The sequence below is a fragment of the Bradyrhizobium sp. B120 genome, from assembly GCF_049075665.1.
Lineage (GTDB): Bacteria > Pseudomonadota > Alphaproteobacteria > Rhizobiales > Xanthobacteraceae > Bradyrhizobium.
Map to the genome: position 1 here is coordinate 5,105,419 of NZ_CP185242.1, position 18,254 is coordinate 5,123,672.

General features: G+C 65.3%; 21 protein-coding genes and 1 riboswitch. Of the genes, 5 read left to right on the forward strand and 16 right to left on the reverse strand.

The genetic code is table 11. The annotated features are described in order from the left end of the window. Window positions 1-23: 23 nt before the first annotated feature. Window positions 24-1,142 carry an L-dopachrome tautomerase-related protein gene (locus ACOIX3_RS23545; RefSeq protein WP_420964496.1) on the reverse strand — a complete coding sequence of 373 codons (1,119 nt, stop codon included), beginning with the start codon at window positions 1,140-1,142 and terminating at the stop codon, window positions 24-26. Window positions 1,143-1,292: 150 nt separating this feature from the next. Here ACOIX3_RS23545 and ACOIX3_RS23550 point away from each other — a divergent pair, with 150 nt between their 5' ends. After that, window positions 1,293-1,685: a winged helix-turn-helix transcriptional regulator gene (locus ACOIX3_RS23550; RefSeq protein WP_420964497.1), complete on the forward strand. Its 393-nt coding sequence runs from the start codon at window positions 1,293-1,295 to the stop codon at window positions 1,683-1,685. 9 nt (window positions 1,686-1,694) lie between these two features. On the opposite strand, the gene ACOIX3_RS23555 is transcribed toward ACOIX3_RS23550, so the two are convergent. From ACOIX3_RS23555 to ACOIX3_RS23580, 6 genes are all read right to left on the reverse strand, one after another. Beyond that, a complete protein-coding gene (locus ACOIX3_RS23555; RefSeq protein ID WP_420964498.1) occupies window positions 1,695-2,471 on the reverse strand; it encodes a hypothetical protein in 777 nt (258 codons plus the stop codon). Between the two features lie 155 nt (window positions 2,472-2,626). Beyond that, on the reverse strand, window positions 2,627-2,998 hold the full coding sequence (locus tag ACOIX3_RS23560) for a hypothetical protein (RefSeq protein ID WP_223967410.1): 372 nt from the start codon (window positions 2,996-2,998) through the stop codon (window positions 2,627-2,629). A gap of 136 nt (window positions 2,999-3,134) precedes the next feature. Then, window positions 3,135-3,428, reverse strand: coding sequence for a hypothetical protein (locus ACOIX3_RS23565; protein ID WP_420964499.1), 294 nt, complete (start codon window positions 3,426-3,428; stop codon window positions 3,135-3,137). A 202-nt stretch (window positions 3,429-3,630) separates the two neighbouring features. Further along, window positions 3,631-4,053 (reverse strand): zinc-ribbon domain containing protein, encoded by a 423-nt coding sequence (locus tag ACOIX3_RS23570; RefSeq protein ID WP_420964500.1) that lies wholly within the window; start codon window positions 4,051-4,053, stop codon window positions 3,631-3,633. Window positions 4,054-4,204: 151 nt separating this feature from the next. After that, complete coding sequence (locus tag ACOIX3_RS23575; RefSeq protein ID WP_420964501.1) at window positions 4,205-4,657, reverse strand: MaoC/PaaZ C-terminal domain-containing protein; 453 nt, start codon at window positions 4,655-4,657, stop codon at window positions 4,205-4,207. 149 nt (window positions 4,658-4,806) lie between these two features. Continuing rightward, the gene (locus tag ACOIX3_RS23580; RefSeq protein ID WP_420964502.1) at window positions 4,807-5,670 is read right to left on the reverse strand and encodes a bifunctional 5,10-methylenetetrahydrofolate dehydrogenase/5,10-methenyltetrahydrofolate cyclohydrolase; all 864 of its coding nucleotides are present in this window, start codon (window positions 5,668-5,670) and stop codon (window positions 4,807-4,809) included. Between the two features lie 15 nt (window positions 5,671-5,685). Then, window positions 5,686-5,765: riboswitch (ZMP/ZTP riboswitch) on the reverse strand. A 216-nt stretch (window positions 5,766-5,981) separates the two neighbouring features. Between ACOIX3_RS23580 and ACOIX3_RS23585 the strand changes: the two genes are divergently transcribed. Then, window positions 5,982-6,398: a hypothetical protein gene (locus ACOIX3_RS23585; protein WP_342728542.1), complete on the forward strand. Its 417-nt coding sequence runs from the start codon at window positions 5,982-5,984 to the stop codon at window positions 6,396-6,398. A gap of 121 nt (window positions 6,399-6,519) precedes the next feature. On the opposite strand, the gene ACOIX3_RS23590 is transcribed toward ACOIX3_RS23585, so the two are convergent. Next, entirely contained in the window at window positions 6,520-7,038 is a 519-nt protein-coding gene (locus ACOIX3_RS23590) for a hypothetical protein (RefSeq protein ID WP_420964503.1), read from the reverse strand. Between the two features lie 320 nt (window positions 7,039-7,358). Then, window positions 7,359-7,997 (reverse strand): hypothetical protein, encoded by a 639-nt coding sequence (locus ACOIX3_RS23595; protein WP_420964504.1) that lies wholly within the window; start codon window positions 7,995-7,997, stop codon window positions 7,359-7,361. A gap of 267 nt (window positions 7,998-8,264) precedes the next feature. Between ACOIX3_RS23595 and ACOIX3_RS23600 the strand changes: the two genes are divergently transcribed. Next, on the forward strand, window positions 8,265-8,648 hold the full coding sequence (locus ACOIX3_RS23600; protein WP_420971782.1) for a VOC family protein: 384 nt from the start codon (window positions 8,265-8,267) through the stop codon (window positions 8,646-8,648). 15 nt (window positions 8,649-8,663) lie between these two features. Here the strand turns inward: ACOIX3_RS23600 and ACOIX3_RS23605 are convergent, their stop codons facing one another. Next, the gene (locus tag ACOIX3_RS23605; protein WP_420964505.1) at window positions 8,664-9,095 is read right to left on the reverse strand and encodes a hypothetical protein; all 432 of its coding nucleotides are present in this window, start codon (window positions 9,093-9,095) and stop codon (window positions 8,664-8,666) included. Between the two features lie 238 nt (window positions 9,096-9,333). On the opposite strand from ACOIX3_RS23605, the gene ACOIX3_RS23610 reads away from it, so the two are divergent. Further along, complete coding sequence (locus ACOIX3_RS23610) at window positions 9,334-9,684, forward strand: GrlR family regulatory protein (RefSeq protein ID WP_092114933.1); 351 nt, start codon at window positions 9,334-9,336, stop codon at window positions 9,682-9,684. Between the two features lie 252 nt (window positions 9,685-9,936). Here the strand turns inward: ACOIX3_RS23610 and ACOIX3_RS23615 are convergent, their stop codons facing one another. The 5 genes from ACOIX3_RS23615 to ACOIX3_RS23635 all read right to left on the reverse strand — a co-directional run bounded on the left by ACOIX3_RS23615 (window position 9,937) and on the right by ACOIX3_RS23635 (window position 16,973). Then, window positions 9,937-10,980, reverse strand: coding sequence for an SMP-30/gluconolactonase/LRE family protein (locus ACOIX3_RS23615; protein WP_420971783.1), 1,044 nt, complete (start codon window positions 10,978-10,980; stop codon window positions 9,937-9,939). 338 nt (window positions 10,981-11,318) lie between these two features. Next, window positions 11,319-14,000: a PAS domain S-box protein gene (locus ACOIX3_RS23620; RefSeq protein ID WP_420964506.1), complete on the reverse strand. Its 2,682-nt coding sequence runs from the start codon at window positions 13,998-14,000 to the stop codon at window positions 11,319-11,321. A 229-nt stretch (window positions 14,001-14,229) separates the two neighbouring features. Continuing rightward, a complete protein-coding gene (locus tag ACOIX3_RS23625; protein ID WP_420971784.1) occupies window positions 14,230-15,111 on the reverse strand; it encodes a DMT family transporter in 882 nt (293 codons plus the stop codon). Between the two features lie 35 nt (window positions 15,112-15,146). Beyond that, the gene (locus ACOIX3_RS23630; protein WP_420964507.1) at window positions 15,147-16,073 is read right to left on the reverse strand and encodes an alpha/beta hydrolase; all 927 of its coding nucleotides are present in this window, start codon (window positions 16,071-16,073) and stop codon (window positions 15,147-15,149) included. A gap of 72 nt (window positions 16,074-16,145) precedes the next feature. Beyond that, window positions 16,146-16,973, reverse strand: a complete 828-nt coding sequence (locus ACOIX3_RS23635) for a helix-turn-helix domain-containing protein (RefSeq protein ID WP_420964508.1) — start codon at window positions 16,971-16,973, stop codon at window positions 16,146-16,148. A gap of 43 nt (window positions 16,974-17,016) precedes the next feature. On the opposite strand from ACOIX3_RS23635, the gene ACOIX3_RS23640 reads away from it, so the two are divergent. After that, window positions 17,017-17,460 (forward strand): nuclear transport factor 2 family protein, encoded by a 444-nt coding sequence (locus tag ACOIX3_RS23640; protein WP_420964509.1) that lies wholly within the window; start codon window positions 17,017-17,019, stop codon window positions 17,458-17,460. Here ACOIX3_RS23640 and ACOIX3_RS23645 read toward each other — a convergent pair. Beyond that, on the reverse strand, window positions 17,457-18,254 hold the full coding sequence (locus ACOIX3_RS23645) for an NUDIX hydrolase (RefSeq protein ID WP_420964510.1): 798 nt from the start codon (window positions 18,252-18,254) through the stop codon (window positions 17,457-17,459). The genes ACOIX3_RS23640 and ACOIX3_RS23645 overlap by 4 nt on opposite strands.

An 18,254-nucleotide genomic window follows, 5' to 3' on the forward strand; every position in this document is an offset into this window, starting at 1 on the left:
TCGTCAACACCGTCGATGCGCGGTCAACGCGAAACGTAGCCCGCCGCAAGCGGCTTGAAGCGATAGATCAGATATGGGGCCTTGTTCTCGCCCTTGCCGCCGTGAAACATCGCGGCCGCCGAGATTTGCGACGCCGATACGTACATGTAGCCGTCCGAGGAGGCCGTGATCCCGTCAGGCCACACCATCTCCGCATCGCTCAGATAGGTGCGATACTTGCGATCGGTCCCGACGACGCCAACCGACTTGCTCTCGACCGCGGTGAGATAGAGATTGCCGGCATAGTCGATCGAGAGCCCGCCATTGTTCGGCTTGTCGGAATAACGCTCGACCTTGGCGCTGAGCTCGGCGGGGGTGAGCTTCTCGTCATTCAGGTCGGCCACGCGCACGCGGTAGATCGAGCGGCCGCTGAGCGGCGCGAAGTAGACCCATTCCGACCTGACATCCATGGTGATGCCATCGCAGCCGACCTTGATGATGGACGGCTTGCCGTCCTTGCCCGACACGGTGAGATCCTTGCCGTCCACGGTGATCGGCAAGTCTTCGGGAATCGTGGAGCGGTCGCCGTCAAGCACGCGCCTGGCGCGTCCGGTATCCATGTCGATCACAATGATCGCGGCATGCGATCCGTCGCCGCCGGGGCCGATATTCTCGTCGGCGATGTAGAATTTGCGATGCTTCTGGTCGATCACGATGTCCTGCGGCTGTGAGCCCGGCCGCGTGACCGGATCGGGCATGTAGTAGATGCGCTCGAGCCGGTCGCTGCGCGTATTCCACCCGACCAGCTTGGGCGTGATGTTGGTGCGGAATCCCATATCGATGATCCACACCACGCCATTCTCGTCCGACCTGAGCCCGAGCACATTGTCGAGATACTGGTCGGTGCCTTTCCGCGGCGTATTCCACTCCGCATTCGGAAACGGCTGCGACGTCGTCGGCGACGTCAGTCTGGCGACCCTGATCTCGGGACTGAAGAACGGGTGATGGCTGAAGATGAGCTGGTTGTCCGGCGTGATCGCGATGTTGCCGACTGACTCGGGCAACCGCGCCACGATCTCGGCGCGGACCGCCTCATCCGCACGTGCGCTCGATAGCATTACGTTCGCCGTCATCGCGGCGATCAACAAAATCCCTCGCTTCACGCGGGTCCCCTCCCTGTTATCGTTGGTGTGTCGTTGCGCGCCGGACCGGCCTTGATCGGCAAGGTTCGGCTTTGCGGGATCGACGTTGCGCGCTAATTTGGGCGCTGACAATTACGCACAGGAATGTCCGGTAGTATCAGGGAGTGAACCATGAAGGGGCTTGATGCGAAGAGCTATGACTGCGCGGTCGGCTGCCCCGTCGAGGCAACGCTCGATCTGATCGACGGCAAGTGGAAAGCCGTGATCCTCTATCACCTGCTCGGCGACACTATCCGCTTCAACGAACTCGGGCGGCGGCTGTCGCGGATTTCGCAGCGCATGCTGACGCGGCAACTTCGCGAGCTCGAGACCGCGGGCCTGATCCACCGCGAGATCTATCCGGAGGTGCCGCCGCGTGTCGAATATTCGCTGACGCCGCTCGGGCGTTCGCTCGAGCCCGTCATCCGGACGCTGTGGGTCTGGGGCAATTCGTACCTGGAGACGCGCCGCCCCTCGCCGCGTGCAGTCAACGGTGCGTCTGCTTCGGCACCGCGCGCCAGCTAGGGGAACAGCTCAGGCTTGCCGCCGCTTCATTGCGCCGATGCCGAGGAACGATCCGTTGACGGACGGATACTGGCTGATGAATTCGAACGCATCGAAGCCAGGTGCCTCGAACTCCTTCAGCGCCTTCCAGAGCAGCGTCGTATCCGGACAGGCCTGGGAGTGGATGTCATGATGCACGATGATGCTGGCGTGAGAGCGCACCAGCAGGTGATCCTGCAGCGCACCGCGCAGGCTGTGATCGCCGTCGATGAAAACGAAGTCGGGCTTCAGCCGATCGACATGCGCACCGACCAGCGGTGACGTCGAATAGGCCTGGAGATAGACCGGCTCGATGCCAGCCTGCTCCTGCAGCAGTTCGAAATAGGTCGCAATGAAGGGCGTCGGCGCGATCGGATCGAGTGCGATCACGGTCTTGAGATCGGCGCCGCTGTGCCTCAGCCACTCCGCAACCAGGATGAACATGCCGCCCCAGCGGCAGCCGATTTCCATATAGGAGGAAATGCCGGGCGCGTTGCGCGCGAGCCAGACCAGGTACGGCGCGAGCTGGTTCGGATACTGCCAAAGGTGAAGACCCTTGCCGAAACTCGGTGCAAGCTCCGGCGGCTGCTCGTGAAGCAGTTCGTCATTGAGCCCCAGCGCGGGGATGAATTCGCGTTCGAGGAATTCCACATCCAGCCGCTGCGCCGTGCTCAATGCGGCGATGGTGCTGATCGCTTCACGGACGAACGGCGCGAGATCGGCGAAACGCTGGTATCGGTCTTCTGGGGCTTGCTGGGCGTTGAGCATTAGGACGATCGGGCCGGACGGTTGGACGGACGGGAGACCGCAGAATGTCAGCCTCCTCCTCCTTCAACGGCGCGAGCGCCCTTCCCGGGCGGAGAATCTTGCTTCCCGCCGGCTATCGCGCGTCGGTCCACGGCACGTCTTGCCGCCGCCGGCCCTCACCCGCTCGGGATCTTCCGGCGCACGGCCTCCACGCCGGCATCGGTGACGCGATATTTCCGCCCCATCTCCGGCAGGATCCAGCCCTTCTCGATCATTCCGGCAATGGTGCTCGGGCCGACACCCGCGGGAAACGGCCGACGATGTCGGATCGCGTCGATCGCGACCCGCTCGAGATGGGTGGCGACATGCGAGGGGCGCGCGCGAAACGCCTTTGCCATGATAAGGACCGACAGTACTTCGGCGCGCCGGCGCACGGCCGAAGCGCTGCGGGTCAGTTCGTTGCTGATCTCGAGAGCGTTCTTGCCGGCCCTGGCGAGTTCTCTGAGCTTCTCGTCCTCGTCAGAGCTCCAGCGCCGCACGATCCCCATCTGGCCCTCACCGCCTGGATACCCATCTCGAACCGATGCATACGCAGGCGGCGCTGATTTGCCATGTGACTTTCGGCACCTCTTGATGTGACGTTGGAGACTGTCGCCATCAAGAAGGCCGATTGCGAAAACGCTCCTAGTGCTTGCTGGGTTCGAGCGTGATGAGCACGCCGGTCGGTTCGGGCTCGTGCGGCCGCAGCGACGTCAGCTCCGGATCGCTCCACTCGGCAAGGCTCACCACCTCGCCGGTCTGCCCCGGAATGTCGGAGGACTGGGCGGGTTCGAGCACCTTGAGCCCGGTGGTGTCGACGAAGAATGTGTGCTCGCCGAACACGCTGTTCAGCTGCGCCACCGCCGGATGATCGTCCGGAAGCACCTGGGCGTTCAGTTGCGTCATGGTCTGCTTGACTTGCGTGGAATTAAGCTTCATCCGCTGCTCCTGCTTGTTGGTTCCGGCCTTTGGATGTTTCCTTGAATGGATTCCTTGGCTGGTTCCTCCCCGCCCGCGCCCGTCGCCGCGGGCTTCGAAGTCTCGAACCGATCAGGGCACGAAACGTTCCGCACGCGCGACGCATTGACCGCGTGCGCGCGGGTTCCATATCCATCGCTATGTGAAGTGTGACGCTGCGGCTCTACGAGGCGGAAGGCTGCTTCCTGGCGATGCCTTCCAGATGCACGCGGCGCGCGGCGGATTTGCGTGCGCGCGCCCTGGTGCGGCAGGCCCGGCAGCGCACGGCCTTGGTGAACACGTCGCCCTTGGCGGTCTCGTACCACCATTTCTGCTGCAACGGCGTCCAGACCTCGGCAACGCCGCAATCCTTGCAGACGAAAGGTTCGGGCCGATAGGTTCCGCGTTCGACGAAATCTGGAGTCGAATAGCTGTTCGAGGGGGCGAGCTGGCTCGTGACCACCGCAACCTCGTCGCGCGCCAGCGCGATCTTGTAGTCGCGCAGGCGCTGCCGTTCGGCGGCGCGTTGTGCCAGTGTGCGACGCCATTCCTCAGCCTTGCGCAGTTTGGCTTCGACCTTGCCGCGCGTCTGCTTGCTGCGCTTCATGCCCATGCCATCCGTCTTGCACCGTATCGACGAACTTGCTGCCCGGCGACCAGGCCAAATCAAGACGACGTCATTGATACGCTGCAGGTCGGCGGAGGCTTGCCATGGTAGCCGCAGCATCGCCGGGCGGCCAGATCGATCCGGGCGGAGGCTACGTCCGCTGCTGCTCCGCCGGCCGCATGTGGATCAGCGCATCGAGAACCAGGACAAGCACGGGACGCTGCTCGTCGTTGACGAGCTCGGTCTTGAAGATCACGACGGCGTCGCGCCGCTCCGGCCTGATGGTGATTTTCTGGATCTCGGATTGGCCGGTGAGCGTGGCGCCCGGGCGAACCGGGCTCGGCAGGCGGATCTCGAAGCTCCGCCCGACGATGCCCGCCACCTTGGTCCAGATCGCCTCCACGACGAGCCGCTGATAGATCGCAATGGTGTTGAAGCCGCTCGCGATCAGGCCGCCGAACGGGCCCGCCGCAGCCGCGACGGGATCGGTATGGATCGGCACCGGATCATATTTGCCGGCGAACTCCAGGATCTCGGCTTCGCCGATCGTGTAGGTGCCGAGCTGGAATGTCTGGCCCTCGGTGAGATCTTCCGCATACAGCATCGCGCGCCTCCGTCTGTCGCGCGACGATAGACCAATGCTGCGGGCTTGCCATGACCTCCGGGGTCATGAACTTCGCGCACCGGGCTCCGGGCGCGCGGAAACGACGCGAGCGGCACTTGCCGCCCGCGTCTCGCTGCAAGCTCCCGCTGCTATTGCAGCCGGGCCGCCCTCGCCTTGGCGGCCTTCACGGTGTTCTCCATCAGGCAGGCGATCGTCATCGGGCCGACGCCGCGCGGCACCGGCGTGATCGCGCCGGCGACCTGCACCGCCTCGTCGAAGAAGACGTCGCCGCACACCGCGTAGCCGCCGTCCGGCTTCTCGACGCGCGTGGTGCCGACGTCGATCACGATGGCCTGCGGCTTGATCCAGTCGCCGCGCACGAGCCCAGCCTTCCCCACCGCGCTGACCAGGATATCGGCCTGACGGCAGATCTTGCTGATGCCGCGGGTGTGGATGTGGGTTTGCGTCACGGTCGCCTGCTCCTGCAGCAACAGCGCGGCCATCGGCTTGCCGACGATGTTGGAGCTGCCGATCACGACGGCATGCGCGCCGGTGAGATCAGGCCGGATCGACTTGATCAGCCGGAGACAGCCGAGCGGCGTGCACGGCACCAAGGCATCGTCGCCGTGAAACAGCCGGCCTGCATTCAGCGCATGCAGGCCGTCGACATCCTTCGCAGGATCGACCGCCGCCATCACGCGCAAGGCGTCGATATGCGCCGGCAGCGGCAGCTGGATCAGGATGCCGTCGACATCGTCGCGCGCGTTGAGCGCGTCAATCCTGGCAAGCAGATCGGCCTCGCTGGCGTCATCCGGCAGGCGTTCGACCTCGCCGCGCAGACCAAGCCGCTCGGCCATCCTGACCTTGCTCTGTACGTAGATCTGGCTCGCCGGGTCACAACCTACCAGCACGACCGTGAGCCCGGGCGCGCGGGGCAGCCGGTCCAGTTCGCTGGCAACCTTGTCGATGACAATTTGGGCATGTGCATGCCCATCAAGAATGTTCGCCGTCATGGCACCTCCGTTTCGAAGCGGTGCCCAGGCGCGCGGCGTTCAGTCTCTGCGCTCCCCGATGGTGGTCCATCCAAGCGCCAGTCGCGCAGATGGCGCCGTCATAGCCGCCCGGCCCGGCAAACGCAAATCACGCTCCCTTGCGGCCGAACCGGCGACGAATTGCCCCTATTTTGCCGGTGGATCGGTGCCGGGCGGGACCCCTCCGGGGGTAGGATTCGGGCAGAACTTGCGATAAGTCTCGGCGCTTGCCGGGCTTTTCCGATCCCCGGCGCCATCCTTCCGGTCATCACGCCACTTCGGACATTTTCACCATGAGACATATCATCCTCGCGCTGGCGCTCCTCTGCCCGGCTGCCGCGCTTGCTCAAGGCACCGCTCCAGCCACCACGCCACCTCCCGCCGCCGACAAGCCGGCGGCGGCCCCGCAGCCGATGGTCGGCGACAAGCCGCTGGTCCAGGTCGGAAAGAAATCGGCGGCCAAGAAGGGCGAGAAGGCCGCAGCACCCGGCAAGCCGCAATCGGTCGCGCAGAAGCTGCAGGCCTGCCAGGACATCGACGACGCCACCAAGGAGCGGCTGATGTGCTACGACGAGATCTTCAAGCCGCAGCCCAAGCCGAAGGCCGCCCCTGCCAAGGGCGTCGCCGAATGCCGGTTCGTCAAGGAAGAGGACGAGCGGCTGACCTGCTACAACGGCTTCGCCGACAAGATTCCGCGCCTGCCGCGCTAGCCGGTTCCGGCCACCCGGGCGGATTCCCGCAGCCGGTTACCCGCCTGATCTGGCGGACATGAAAATGCCGCCGCAAATGCTTGCGGCGGCGTGTCGATTGGCGATTGCGGCGTGTCGTTACCTACCAGGTGCCGAAGCCGCCGAAGAAACCCATGCGCGGCTGCTGCTGCGCCACACGGTAAGGCTGATACATGCCGGGCTGGGCCAGCCGCATCGGCTGCTGGGAATGGGTGTGGCTGCGCGCAATCTTGTGCTTCTTCGGCGCCTGCACCGGCTGCTCGGCCGGCTTCGCCTCGGCCACCACCGCGCCTTTCTGCGCGTCAGCCTTCTCCGGCGGAATGAACTGGGCGAACGTGTTGCGGACGCGGGCCTGCGCCGACGTATCACTGGCAGCCGCCGGGGCCGCTGCGGCAACCGCGTTCACCTGCGACGGAACGATAGTCGGCAGGTTGGTGTCGTACACCACCCGCTCCGGCAGTTTCTGGGTCGACTTGATGCGTACCACGGTCTTGCTGTCGACGCCGGGCGACGACAGGCCCTGGCCGGCGACCACGGCCTCCTGCGGTACGATGGCATTGACGACGAAGAGCAGCGCGAGCAGCACGCCACCAACGAACAGGAAATAACGCGCCACAGGCATTTTGGTAGCTCCCCCCGCGCTACGGGCGCGGTTCAACTCGACGCGACGACATCTGTCATCGCGCAACGAATTCATCGTCTGCGCATGATCACCCGGACAGACGCCATCCTGCGCTTCCGGGTCGTTCTCTAACGGTCGGCTTATTAGTTAGTTCCTGCCTGGCCGTTACGGTTCACCCGGCAAGTCAATTCCCGGTCACTTTTTCGAGATGCGGGGTTGGGAGCGTTTTCGAGCGAAGTGGGTACCGGTTCGCGTGAAGAAAACGCGTCAAAACAAAAAGCTAGAGCTTCGGTTCTGATTAAATCAGAACCGAAAGTGCTCTAGGCGCGGCTGGCGGTCACGACCGTGCATTTCGCCTTGTTTGCGTTAACATTTACGAACCCGATCAGCATCGGCGGGTAGGTCTTGCGGCTCTTCATGGCGATGGTGTCCGGAATCAGCCGCTTGCGTTCGGTCACGGGGCTGCCGTCGCCGCGGATGAAGGCGCAGGCGATCTCGATATCCTTCACCGCGAAATCATTGGCGTTGCGCAGCGTCAGGGTGACCAGCACCTTCGAACCCAGCCCGCCGCGCCGCCAGGATTGCGAGGCGATCCGCAACCTGTCCAGCGGCGATCGTTCGGTACCCGGCTCGGACGCCTTGGCCGCCTCGGCCGGCTGAGCGGCGGTGGCCACGCCGACGGTGGCCGGCTCACCAGCCGGTGCAGCTGGCACATCCTTTGCGGCTTGATTTGCGATCTGGCCTTGCTGCGCCCCGGTCGATGCGTCCTGCACAGTGCGGATGACGGCGGAAGACACCGGCCAGACATCCTGATCTCCGGCATCGCTCGGCTCGGGAAGCATGAACCACGCCGCAATTCCGGCGACCGCGATGATCGACAGCAGCAGGCTGGCGTAAAGGCCGCCCTCACCGAGACGCCCGGCGGTAAACCTTCGAAGCGACGCCAAGCCGATCCGCATCGTCGTGCCCTCACCCTCGACGCCCGATCAAGCCGCCACCCAGCACAGAAGCCGCAGGCATCGCAGCATGCGGCATCCGGGACGGCCGCAGGTCGAGCGGCCACGCGAGAACAATCACCGACGGCCGGAATGGTTTCATTCCGGGACGACAATCTTGCGGCTGGCATCACGGAGGGATGGTATCCCAACGGACCGATCGCTAGATTTGCGCCGCCCGAGAGCGAGTGCCGCACCCCAAGCGCGCGCGAGAACTACAAGGAGATCGCAATGCCTGTCGTCACCTGGGACCACGTCCATCTGCGCAGTCCCGATCCCGAGGCCACCGCGACCTGGCTGCGCGACATTCTCGGCGGCGAGATCATCCGCGGCCCCGGCCGCATCGACGTCCAGCTCGGCGGCGCCAAGGTGTTCATCGCAGAGGTGACGCATGGCGACGGCGTCAACGCCCCGCCGGTGACGCCGTATCAGGGGCTCGATCATTTCGGCCTGACCGTGAAGGACATCGACGCGGTCGCGGCCGAGATCAAGGCCAAGGGCGTCGAGTTCACCAAGGAGCCGACCACGATCCGCCCCGGCGTGCGGATCTGCTTCATCCGCGGCCCGCAGGGCATCTCGATCGAGCTGCTCGAGCGCGACCAGAAATACGTATGAGCGAAGACCGGTCCGCTACGTCATGCTGCCGGGCATGAAACAGCGGATCGTTACGCCCATGTAGCTCTTGATCGGCCAGACCATGGCGCGGCCGACCCGGTTGGGCTCGGTCACCACAGCCTCGTCGGGGACGTCGACCCAGGCTCCGTCGAGACGCACGCGGTAATGCCCGTCCTTCGATTCCCAATCGACGTCGCTGACCGCGCTGCCGTCGGCATCCGAGCAGCACGGTCCCTTGCCGCTGCGCAGACCGTCGAACCATTCCTTGAGCGGAGAATTGGCGTAGCGTCCGTCGGGATCGCGCGCCCGCGCGATTTGTACGGCCGCGGCCAACACCAGCATCATCAGCCCGAGAGACACCATTACACGGCCCGCACGACGGGCCCAAGTTCCATTGGCAATGCGAGGGCGCGCCAATCGGCCGCCCGAATCAATCCAGTCTGACATGTGTTCGCTCCAGCACTCACCGGCCAGTGCAACCAGAGCTATGCATTTCGCGGGCCAGTTCGATTCGCGCGCACGGTCCGCTGTCATCGCGCCGTCACACCGCCTGGCAGGAACCGAGGGTTCACGGTCAGTCCGGATACCCCCGGAATCAACCTGCCGCATTGCACGAGGTTGCTCGCTTTGGCATAAAAAACCAATCCGGATTGCTGCGGGCGCGGCAGCCGGTACATGGGACGTTATGAAGAACGGGCTGTACTCAATCCACGTCACCCTGCTTGACGGACGCGTCGGCAAGGGCAGCGGAGTGATTCTTTTCCGCGACGGGCAAATTCTCGGCGGCGATGCCTATCTCTATTACACCGGCAGCTACACGGTGAAGGGTGACGCGTTCAAGGGCGAGGTCCTCGTGCAACGGCACACCACGCCGCGCGAGACCGACAACCCGCTGTTCGGCGGGCCCGCGCCGGTCGGCATCGGCGTCTCCGGCACCTTCACCGACACCCGCGGCACCATGAGTGGCACCGCACTGGTCGGCAAGGCGAGCCTGATCTTCGGCGCCACGCTGCACAAGCTCGCGGATATCAATTAGGGAATCGAAACTATCAGACCCGTCACCCTGAGGAGCGCGCCCTTGCGCGCGTCTCGAAGGGTCGACGGCCATCAGCCGGGCCGTGCATCCTTCGAGACGCCGCTTCGCGGCTCCTCAGGATGACGGGGATAGCATGCAACAGCCGATCCACGTCATTGCGAGCGAGGCGAACCAATCCACCCCGCCGCTAGCGGAACGATGGATTGCTTCGTCGCCATCGCTCCTCGCAATGACGCCGTTGGAAACCGCCTCTCACGTCGCGCCGTGCGCCTCGACATAGAGTGCGTAGATCGAATGGCATGACGCCATGTAGAGCCGGTTGTTCTTGGGTCCGCCGAAGGTCAGGTTCTCGCAGCGCTCCGGCAGGCGGATGAAGCCGAGCGGCCTGCCCTGCGGGCTGAACACCATGACGCCGTCGAGATCCTCAGGCCTGCCCTTGAGCTGATAGACCTTGCGGCCGCCCGTCTCGACAGGCTCCGACTGCAGCGCGCCGTTGCTGCCCCAGCCGCACCACAGATTGCCGTCGCGGTCGACGCGGAAACCGTCGAGCGACCCCTGGTCGGCGGCGTCGATCAGCTTGGTCTTGTTGCCGACCGTGCCATCGGGATTGACGTCGTAGCTCCAGATGCTGCGGTTCGGCGTGCCCTTCCACTCGACGACGTAGAGCTTCTTCTCGTCCGGCGAGAAGGCAAGCCCGTTCGGATTGACCAGATCGGTGATGACGGCGGTCAGCTTTCCGTCGGTGCCGATCCGGAACACGTTGGTGTTGTCCTGCTCGCGCTTGGCCTTGAAGCCCTCCCACTCGCCGGCGATGCCGAACACCGGATCGGTGAACCAGATCGTGTCGTCGGACTTCACCACGATGTCGTTCGGCGCATTGAGGCGCTTGCCCTCGAAACCGTCGGCCAGCACGGTGATCTTGCCGTTCTTCTCGGTGCGCGTGATCCGCCGCGTCACCGAATGCTCGCAGGTGACGAGCCGCCCCTGGCGGTCGCGGGTGTTGCCGTTGGCGAAATTGGCGGAACTGCGGAAGACGCTGAGGCTGCCGTCCTTCTCGCTGTACTTCATGATGCGGTTGTTGGGGATGTCGCTGAACAGCAGATAGCCGCCTTCGGGGAAGTATACCGGCCCTTCCGCCCAGCGCATCCCGGTCGCAACCTGCTCCAGCGTAGAGCTGTAGAGCCGGTACTTGGCAAAAGCCGGATCGAGGATTTCGACGGCCGGATCCGGATAGCGCTGATTGGGCTTGAACGGGAACGACTGCGCCATGGCGCGGCTGGCTGCTGCGCTCGCCATGCCCGCGCCGATGCTGGCCATCAGATTGCGCCGTGAAATCATGTCGTCCTCCCTGCCCGTACCGTCCGTTGATCCCTGGGTCGGCTGGGCGAGCGGTAGGAGCGTTGTCGCCGACGGTCCAATGCCGTTCGGGCATCGATCAATGCCGATCGAATATGGATGCCGCCGCAGTCGGCGCGTCCATTGCTCAACCCGTCATCCTGAGGTGCGAGCGGAGCGAGCCTCGAAGGATGCACGGCCCGGTCGGTGGCCGTCGATCCTTCGAGGCTCGCCTAAGAGGCTCGCACCTCAGGATGACGGACCTAAAGCACGCGGTCGGTACCGACTCATCTTCGCACCTACTCCGCGGCCTGCTCCAGCGGCGCGACGCGCGGCAGGATCATCTGGATGCGGGTGCCGTTGCCCGGCGCGGACTCGAGCGAGAGCCGGCCGCCGAGGCGATTGGTGACGATGCTGTAGACGATGTGCAGCCCGAGCCCGGTGCCGCCCTGGTCGCGCCGCGTCGTGAAGAACGGATCGAAGGCGCGGCGGCGCACGTCGAGGCTCATTCCGCAGCCATTGTCGGCGAAGATCACCTCGACATAGTCGTTGCCGGAGGCGTGCACCTGGATCTCGACCTCGCCGGCCTTGCCGTCCGGGAACGCATGCGCGACCGCGTTGAGGAACAGATTGGTCAGCACCTGGCCGTACGGCCCCGGATAGGAATTCATGATCAGGTTGGGCTCGCAATCGACGTTGAGCGTCAGATTGTGCTTGCGCAGGCCGGGCCGCAGACTCATCACCACCTGCTCGGTGAGATCGCCGAGATCGAAGGTGCGCTGGTCCGAATAGTTGCGGTCGGCGGCGACCTGCTTGAACGACTGGATCAGCTCGGCGGCGCGATTCAGATTGGCGACGAGCTGCGAGGAGGCATCCCGCGCCGTGTTCAGGAAGTCGTTGAGGCTCGAGCGGCGCAGATCGCCGCGCTCGACCTGGGTCGCGAAGTTCGCGGTCTTGCGCTCCAGCGCGGACGCCACCGTGAGGCTGATGCCGACGGGATTGTTGACCTCATGGGCGACACCGGCCACCAGGCGGCCGAGCGCTGCGAGCTTCTCGGCCTCGATCAGCGAATTCTGGGTTTCCCGCAGGTTGCGCAGCGCCGCCTCCGCCGAATCCCTCGCCTTGCGCATCTCCTGTTCGGACCGCTTGCGCTCGCCGATGTCGAGCGCGACCGTGACGATGTTCTCGATGTCGCCCTGGGCATCGAGAATCGGCAGCTTGTTGACGAGCCATTGCCGCATGTTGCCGGCTGCGTCCTTGTACTCTTCTTCATAGAAACCAAGCTCGCGGCGCGCCGACAGGACGCGCTTGTCGTTCTCGTCGGTCTTGGCTGCGCCATAGCGCGACATGAGCTCGGCGGTGGTCTGGCCGATCGCGTCCTGCGGCTCGATGCCGAAGATGCCCGCCATGTAGCGGTTCATCAGCACGTAGCGCAAATTGCGTTCCTTGACGTTGATGACGGCGGGCACCGTGTCGATGACCATCTGCAACAGCCGGCGGCCCTCGGCGATGGCGTCCTCGGCGCGCTTCTGGTCGGTGATGTCGCGTACCGTGCCCTCGTAGCGGACCACCTCGCCCTCGTCGTTGCGCACGACGGTCGCGGAATCGGACAGCCACAGCGCGGTACCGTCGCGCGAGCGCACCTGATACTCGTAGTCGCGCACCGTGCCGTCGCGCCGCATCAGCTGCTGGTACTGCTCCCGTGCCGCCGGATCGACATAGACGGTGGAGGCGATGTCGCCGATGCCGTTGATCAGGTCCTGCGGCGTGGCATAGCCCATCATCCGCGCCAGCGCCGGATTGGCGTTGAGCAGCGCGCCGCCCGGCGTCGTGACGTAGATGCCGTCGACCGATGCCTCGAACAGCTTGTGGTAGCTCTCCTCGGCGAGCCGCTGCTCGGCAAGCGCGCGCAGTGCGGCCTCGCGCGCGCTGTCGGCGTCGACCAGGGTCTGGCGGAACACTTCGGCGGCGCGCGCGATGTCGCCGATCTCGTTGTCGAGATCGGCGCCCGGAATGAACGCGCTCTTCTCGCCGCCCGCGACCTTGCGGATCGATCCGGCGATCCGGGCGAGCGGGCGAACGGTGCGGCGAACCACCAGCACCGAAGCGAACATGCCGATCAGCACCCCCGCCGTGCCGAGCACGATGCTCTGCCATTTTGCCTCCGCCAGCGTGCGCGCAAAATCGCGCGACAGCACATGGCCGCGGCGCGAGCTGAGCTCGCGCAGCAGCTCGGTGACCTTCTGGATCAGTCGGCCTTCGGCGCCGAGTACCTCCCGGTCGATGTCGGCGATCTGGCCCTCGCGCACCGAAATCGCGCTGATCGCCTCGGCATAATTGTCGACCGCGCTGCGCAGGGCGGGCTCGGCGATGGTCATCGCCCGCATGCTTTGCGCGGCCTGCTCGGCGGCCGACGTGTTGTGCGCCAGGAGCGCGGTGGCAATTCGGCTCTGCGCCTGCAACAGCGCATTTGCCAGCGCCGCGTCATTGCTCGCGTCGACCGCCTTGTCGAACGCGTCGCGCAACGGCGGTAGCCCGGCGACGATCTCCGCGCGGCGGCTGAGCAGCGCCGAGATGCGCTCGATCCCGCTGCGGTAGGTCGCCAGCCGCTGGGTGACACCGTCGATCATGTCCTGCTGCTCGGGCGCCAGCTCGATCCGGGTCTTCTTCAGGATCTCGCTCAGCGACTGGGCCGCCTCTGCGACCTGGGCCGACTGGTTGCCGGGCTCGGTGACGAAGTCCCGTGCCGCCAGCCGCAGCTCGTTGGTGCGACGGTCGATATCCTCGGCGATGTCGCCGACGCTTTGCAGCCGCTGCAGCTCGGCGAAAGTCGTATCGATGTGCCGGATCGCGATCACGCTGGCCGTGGACGTGATGATGATCACAGCCAGCACCAGCAGGAAGCTGCCGAACGTGAGCTGGCCAATGGAGAGGGAGAACGCACGCGGCGCTTGCGAATTCGGCGGCAATTCAGCGGTCATGTCATCAAGGCCGGGGTCCAATGCACCCCAATATACGGGAAATTACGGGCTTTGGGGAAACATGCTGGAAGCCCCTCGCCGGCCGGCGGTGTGACCCGTGTCACCCGGGGGCCGCCGGTGGCCGATTCCGGCACAGGATGACGTCCATCCAGCCGGCAGCCGGTTTCGGGAGACAGGACATCAGGCGCCGGCAGCCTTCGGCGCCGGGATCGTCATCGCCGCGATGACCTCAGGCCGTGGTGGTCCTTCGCGCAGGAATCGTCATCGCGGCGACGCCGACCACGACGCAAGCGAGCCCGAGCCACGCCGTCGGGCTCAGCCGTTCGCCCAGAAAGGCGACGCTGAGCGCTACTCCGATCGGCACCCGCAGATAGGCCTGCGCGGTGGTGCCGACCGAGCCCAAGGTCTGGATCAGGCGGAAGTAGATCGCGAAGGCGATCGCGGTCGAGAACACCGCAAGCGCCAGCAAGGCGAGCAGCGAGCTGGTCGACGGCGCCAGCGTCCAGGGCCGTTCGACGGCGAGGCTGAGCGGAATCAGGACTGCCGCGCCCGCAATCAGCGAGCCCGCCGCCGGCGCCATCGGATCGAGCTCCTTGAAACCGCGGCTGAAGATCGCAGCGCAGGCGTAGCAGATGGTGGCGACGACGATCGCGACCTCGGCCACGATGCCCTCCCCGACATCGCGGAACGCATCGACGCCAACGATCAGGCAGATGCCGGCCATGCCGGCAATCACCCCGAACAGCTTGCGCGGGCTGGCGGCCTCGTGGCGGGTGATCGCGACCGTGAACAGGAAGGTGAAGATCGGCGAGGCTGAATTGAGGATGGTGGCGAGGCCGGCATCGACGAAGCGTTCGCCCCAGGCGATCAGCGTCCACGGGATCACGCTGTTGAGGCAGGCCTGGAAGATGAAGCGGCGCCAGGTCGCGCCGTCTGTCGGCATCGCGACGCCGCGCATCCGCATGATGACGAGCAGCAGGAGCCCCGCGATTGCGGTACGCGCCGCAATCAGCGTGATCGGCGGGATAGTCGCGACGCCGAGCTTGATGAAAGTGTAGGAGCCGCCCCAGAGGGTGGCGAGCGTGAGCAGCAGCACCAGCTCGAAGCCCATACGGGGCCGGCGCGCGTCGCCGGTCGCGGGGCCGCTCACGACGCGCTCCTTGCGAGCCAAGCGGCGGTCGCCGCAAACAAGCCTTCCCGCCCGTGTTCAAGATGCATCAAATGCGTCGCCCTCGGCACGACGACATCGGCCTTCTGCGAGGCGCCCAGTGCATCTGTCAGCCAGGCTGCGTCGCCATCCTGGCAAAGGTTGTCCCATTCCCCGCGGACGATCAGCGTCGGCGCCTGGACGCGGCGCGGGTCGTAGGGAAGCTGCCCCGACATCGCGGCGATGATGTCGGCCTGCGGCCCGTTTGGAATCCGGACCGCCGGCGGGTTGCGTCCGGTCGCGCCGGCATCGCTTGCCAGATAGGCCGGGCCCCACTCGGCGAGGTCAGGCTCGATCAGCACCGGCGGATGCGACGGTGGGACGTCCTCGACAAATCGTTTCAATTGATCCGCGATGGAGACCTCGCGCCATGCGCCGATGCTCTCGGGGAGCGGTAATCCCTCCAGCTCGCGCCGGACGATCGGCGCGAACAGCACGAGGCGGCCGACCGCATCCGGACGATCGGCTGCAAAACGGCTGGCCGCCATCGTGCCCCATGAATGCGCGACGATGTGAACCGGCGCACCGGCACGCACCTTGCGGATGTGATCGACCACCGCATCGACCTGAACGGCGGCTTCCGGCGCTCGGCCGAGCGGCAGGACCCCGCTCGCGGGCATCGACATTTGCCGCGGCCTGCTCGAGCCGCCGAAGCCTGTGAAATCGAAACCCCAGACGTCGAAGCCCGCGACATTGAGATCGTCCGCCCAGGACCGCCCGCCAAAGCGATAGCCGACCGACAGCGACGACGGGAACGTCGCGCCGTGAACGTACAGCACCGGATCGCCCGCGCCCGGCCAGTGCCGCAGCAGCACGGAAGTGCTGCTGTCGGGAAGCTTCAGCTGTCTCTCGAGGGAGTCTGTCACGTCAATCTCCGTTGCGCCGGGCAGCTCTGGCCCGCAAGGATCATTGACGCACTTATATCGGGTCCGCGACGTCTATACTTCGGTACTCGCCGAAGCGTGTCGGAGCGGTGCGCCGTGCGGTTCGAGCCGCCGCATGAACGTCGACGGCATCATGCCGAACATGTCGCGGAACGTGCTCGAGAAATGGGCCGAGCTCGCAAAACCCGCTTGATGGGCAGCATCCGTCAGCGACATCCCGTGCCCGACTGCGCTCACAGCGGCGCGCATCCGGCTCCATTGCCGGTAGCGGCGCAACGGCAGGCCGGTCTGCATCTTGAAGAGATGCAGGAAACGCGATGTCGAGAGGCCCGCTACGGCAGCCAGTTGCGCAAGCGAGTGCGATTTAGCGGGCTGATCATGCATCCGCTGCAACGCCGCCGCGATCCGCCGATCCGCGTCTGCCCGCGCACCGATGCCGAGCATGGCCCCCAGAGCCTGCCGCGCCTCGCGAGGCGCGAGACGACCATCGGCAATGTCGCGCAAGGTCTCGATGAGGGGTTCCTCTCCGGCTATCGTGAACGAGGCACGCAGCCTGGCCTGCTGCATGCGGGAGGAGATGACGGCGAGATCGCGGCTGAGTGGATCGAGATAAAGGAATGCCATTCGGCCGCGCGCGATCCGGAGGTGATGCAGGGTGTTGGGCGGAATCAGCACGCTCCGCGTTGAGCGAAATGCCCCGTCGTCCTTCTCCGGATCTTCTGCGACGTCCAGCGAATGGTCGAGCCCGATCGCCAGCACGGCCGTGGCGTTTCGATGCGGCGTCAGGCCGAACGCCGGCCCAAGGTAAAGCACGCGCGGCCCCCATCCGATCAATTTTGCCTGCAACGGCTTCGCGCAGCCAGTTTCTGAAAGCGTCGCCATGCCGGTCAGTCTATCGCAATTCGCCCATTTGCGGAGCAACAGCATGACAGAGCAGGTTTCACTTCAGGCTTCATCCGGCAGCGACGCCATCCGACACGCCATCTCCCGCTATGCCCAGGCATGGGTCGCCGGTGACCGTCAAACCATGGTCACCTGCTACCATGATGATTTCACCCTTCATTATTTCGGCAGCAATCCGCTTGCCGGCGTGCATCGTGGCAAGGCAGCCTCGCTGGCCATCCTTGCCGAGGTCACACGGCGCACCAATCGCAAACTCGCGGGCATCGTCGACACGATGGTGGGCACCGAGCGCGGCGGCCTGCTGGTCCGCGAAATCTTCAACCCCGACGGCAACCCCGTCGAAGTCGAACGGCTGCTGATCTATTCGGTCCGTGACAGGCTGTTGTCGCACTGCTGGGTCTACGACCAGCAACAAGCGCTGATCGACGGAATTCTTGCCAGCGCAGAGCTTACGACAACGCGCTAGCCCAACGCGCCGACGTCGAACACCTCGCCGTCGTAGCCGGCTTCCTTGGGGATGCGGAGCTGGCGGCCGGCGGCGGTCTTGGTCATCACCGGCATCACGGCAACGATCGGCTTGCCCTTGCTGTCGGCGAGTGCGGCGCCGACGTTCGGCTGCTTGCCGAGCCTGATCAAATTGCGCGTGGTCGGGAATGGCAGCTTGAAGCGGCCGGTCTCGCCGCCTTCCAGCGCCTCGCGCGTCGACACCCAGATCGAGTCGGTCGATTCCTTGCCGTCATGGGCGCCGAGCTGCTCGGGCGGCGCGGCGGCCAGGAAGAACCAGGTGTCGAAGCGCTTCGGCATGCCTTCCGGCGTGATCCAGTGCGCATACGGCACGAGCTCGTCGAGCGCGAGCACCATGCCATTGTCCGTGAGCACCTTGAGGAAGCTGATCTTGCCTTCGTTCAGCGCTGCACGATGCGCGGTCGCGATCTCGTTCGCGCGCTTCGCGTCGACCAGATCCTTCGATCCCTGGGGCCGCGCCAGCAGGATGCCGCTCTCCTCGAAGGTTTCGCGGATCGCGGCGATGCGGAAACCGAGCGCGTCACCGTCGAGCCCTGCCCCGCCGGAACAGAGCGCGGGATCGGCGGCGATCTCCTTGTCGTTCTTGTCGACGCTGCCGCCCGGAAACACCAGCGCACCGGAATTGAACTCTATCTGGTGATGGCGGACCATCATGAAGACTTCAATTTCGGACGACGTTCCGTCACGCAGCAGCAGCACGGTCGACGCAAAGCGCGGGGCAACGATCTCGGTCAT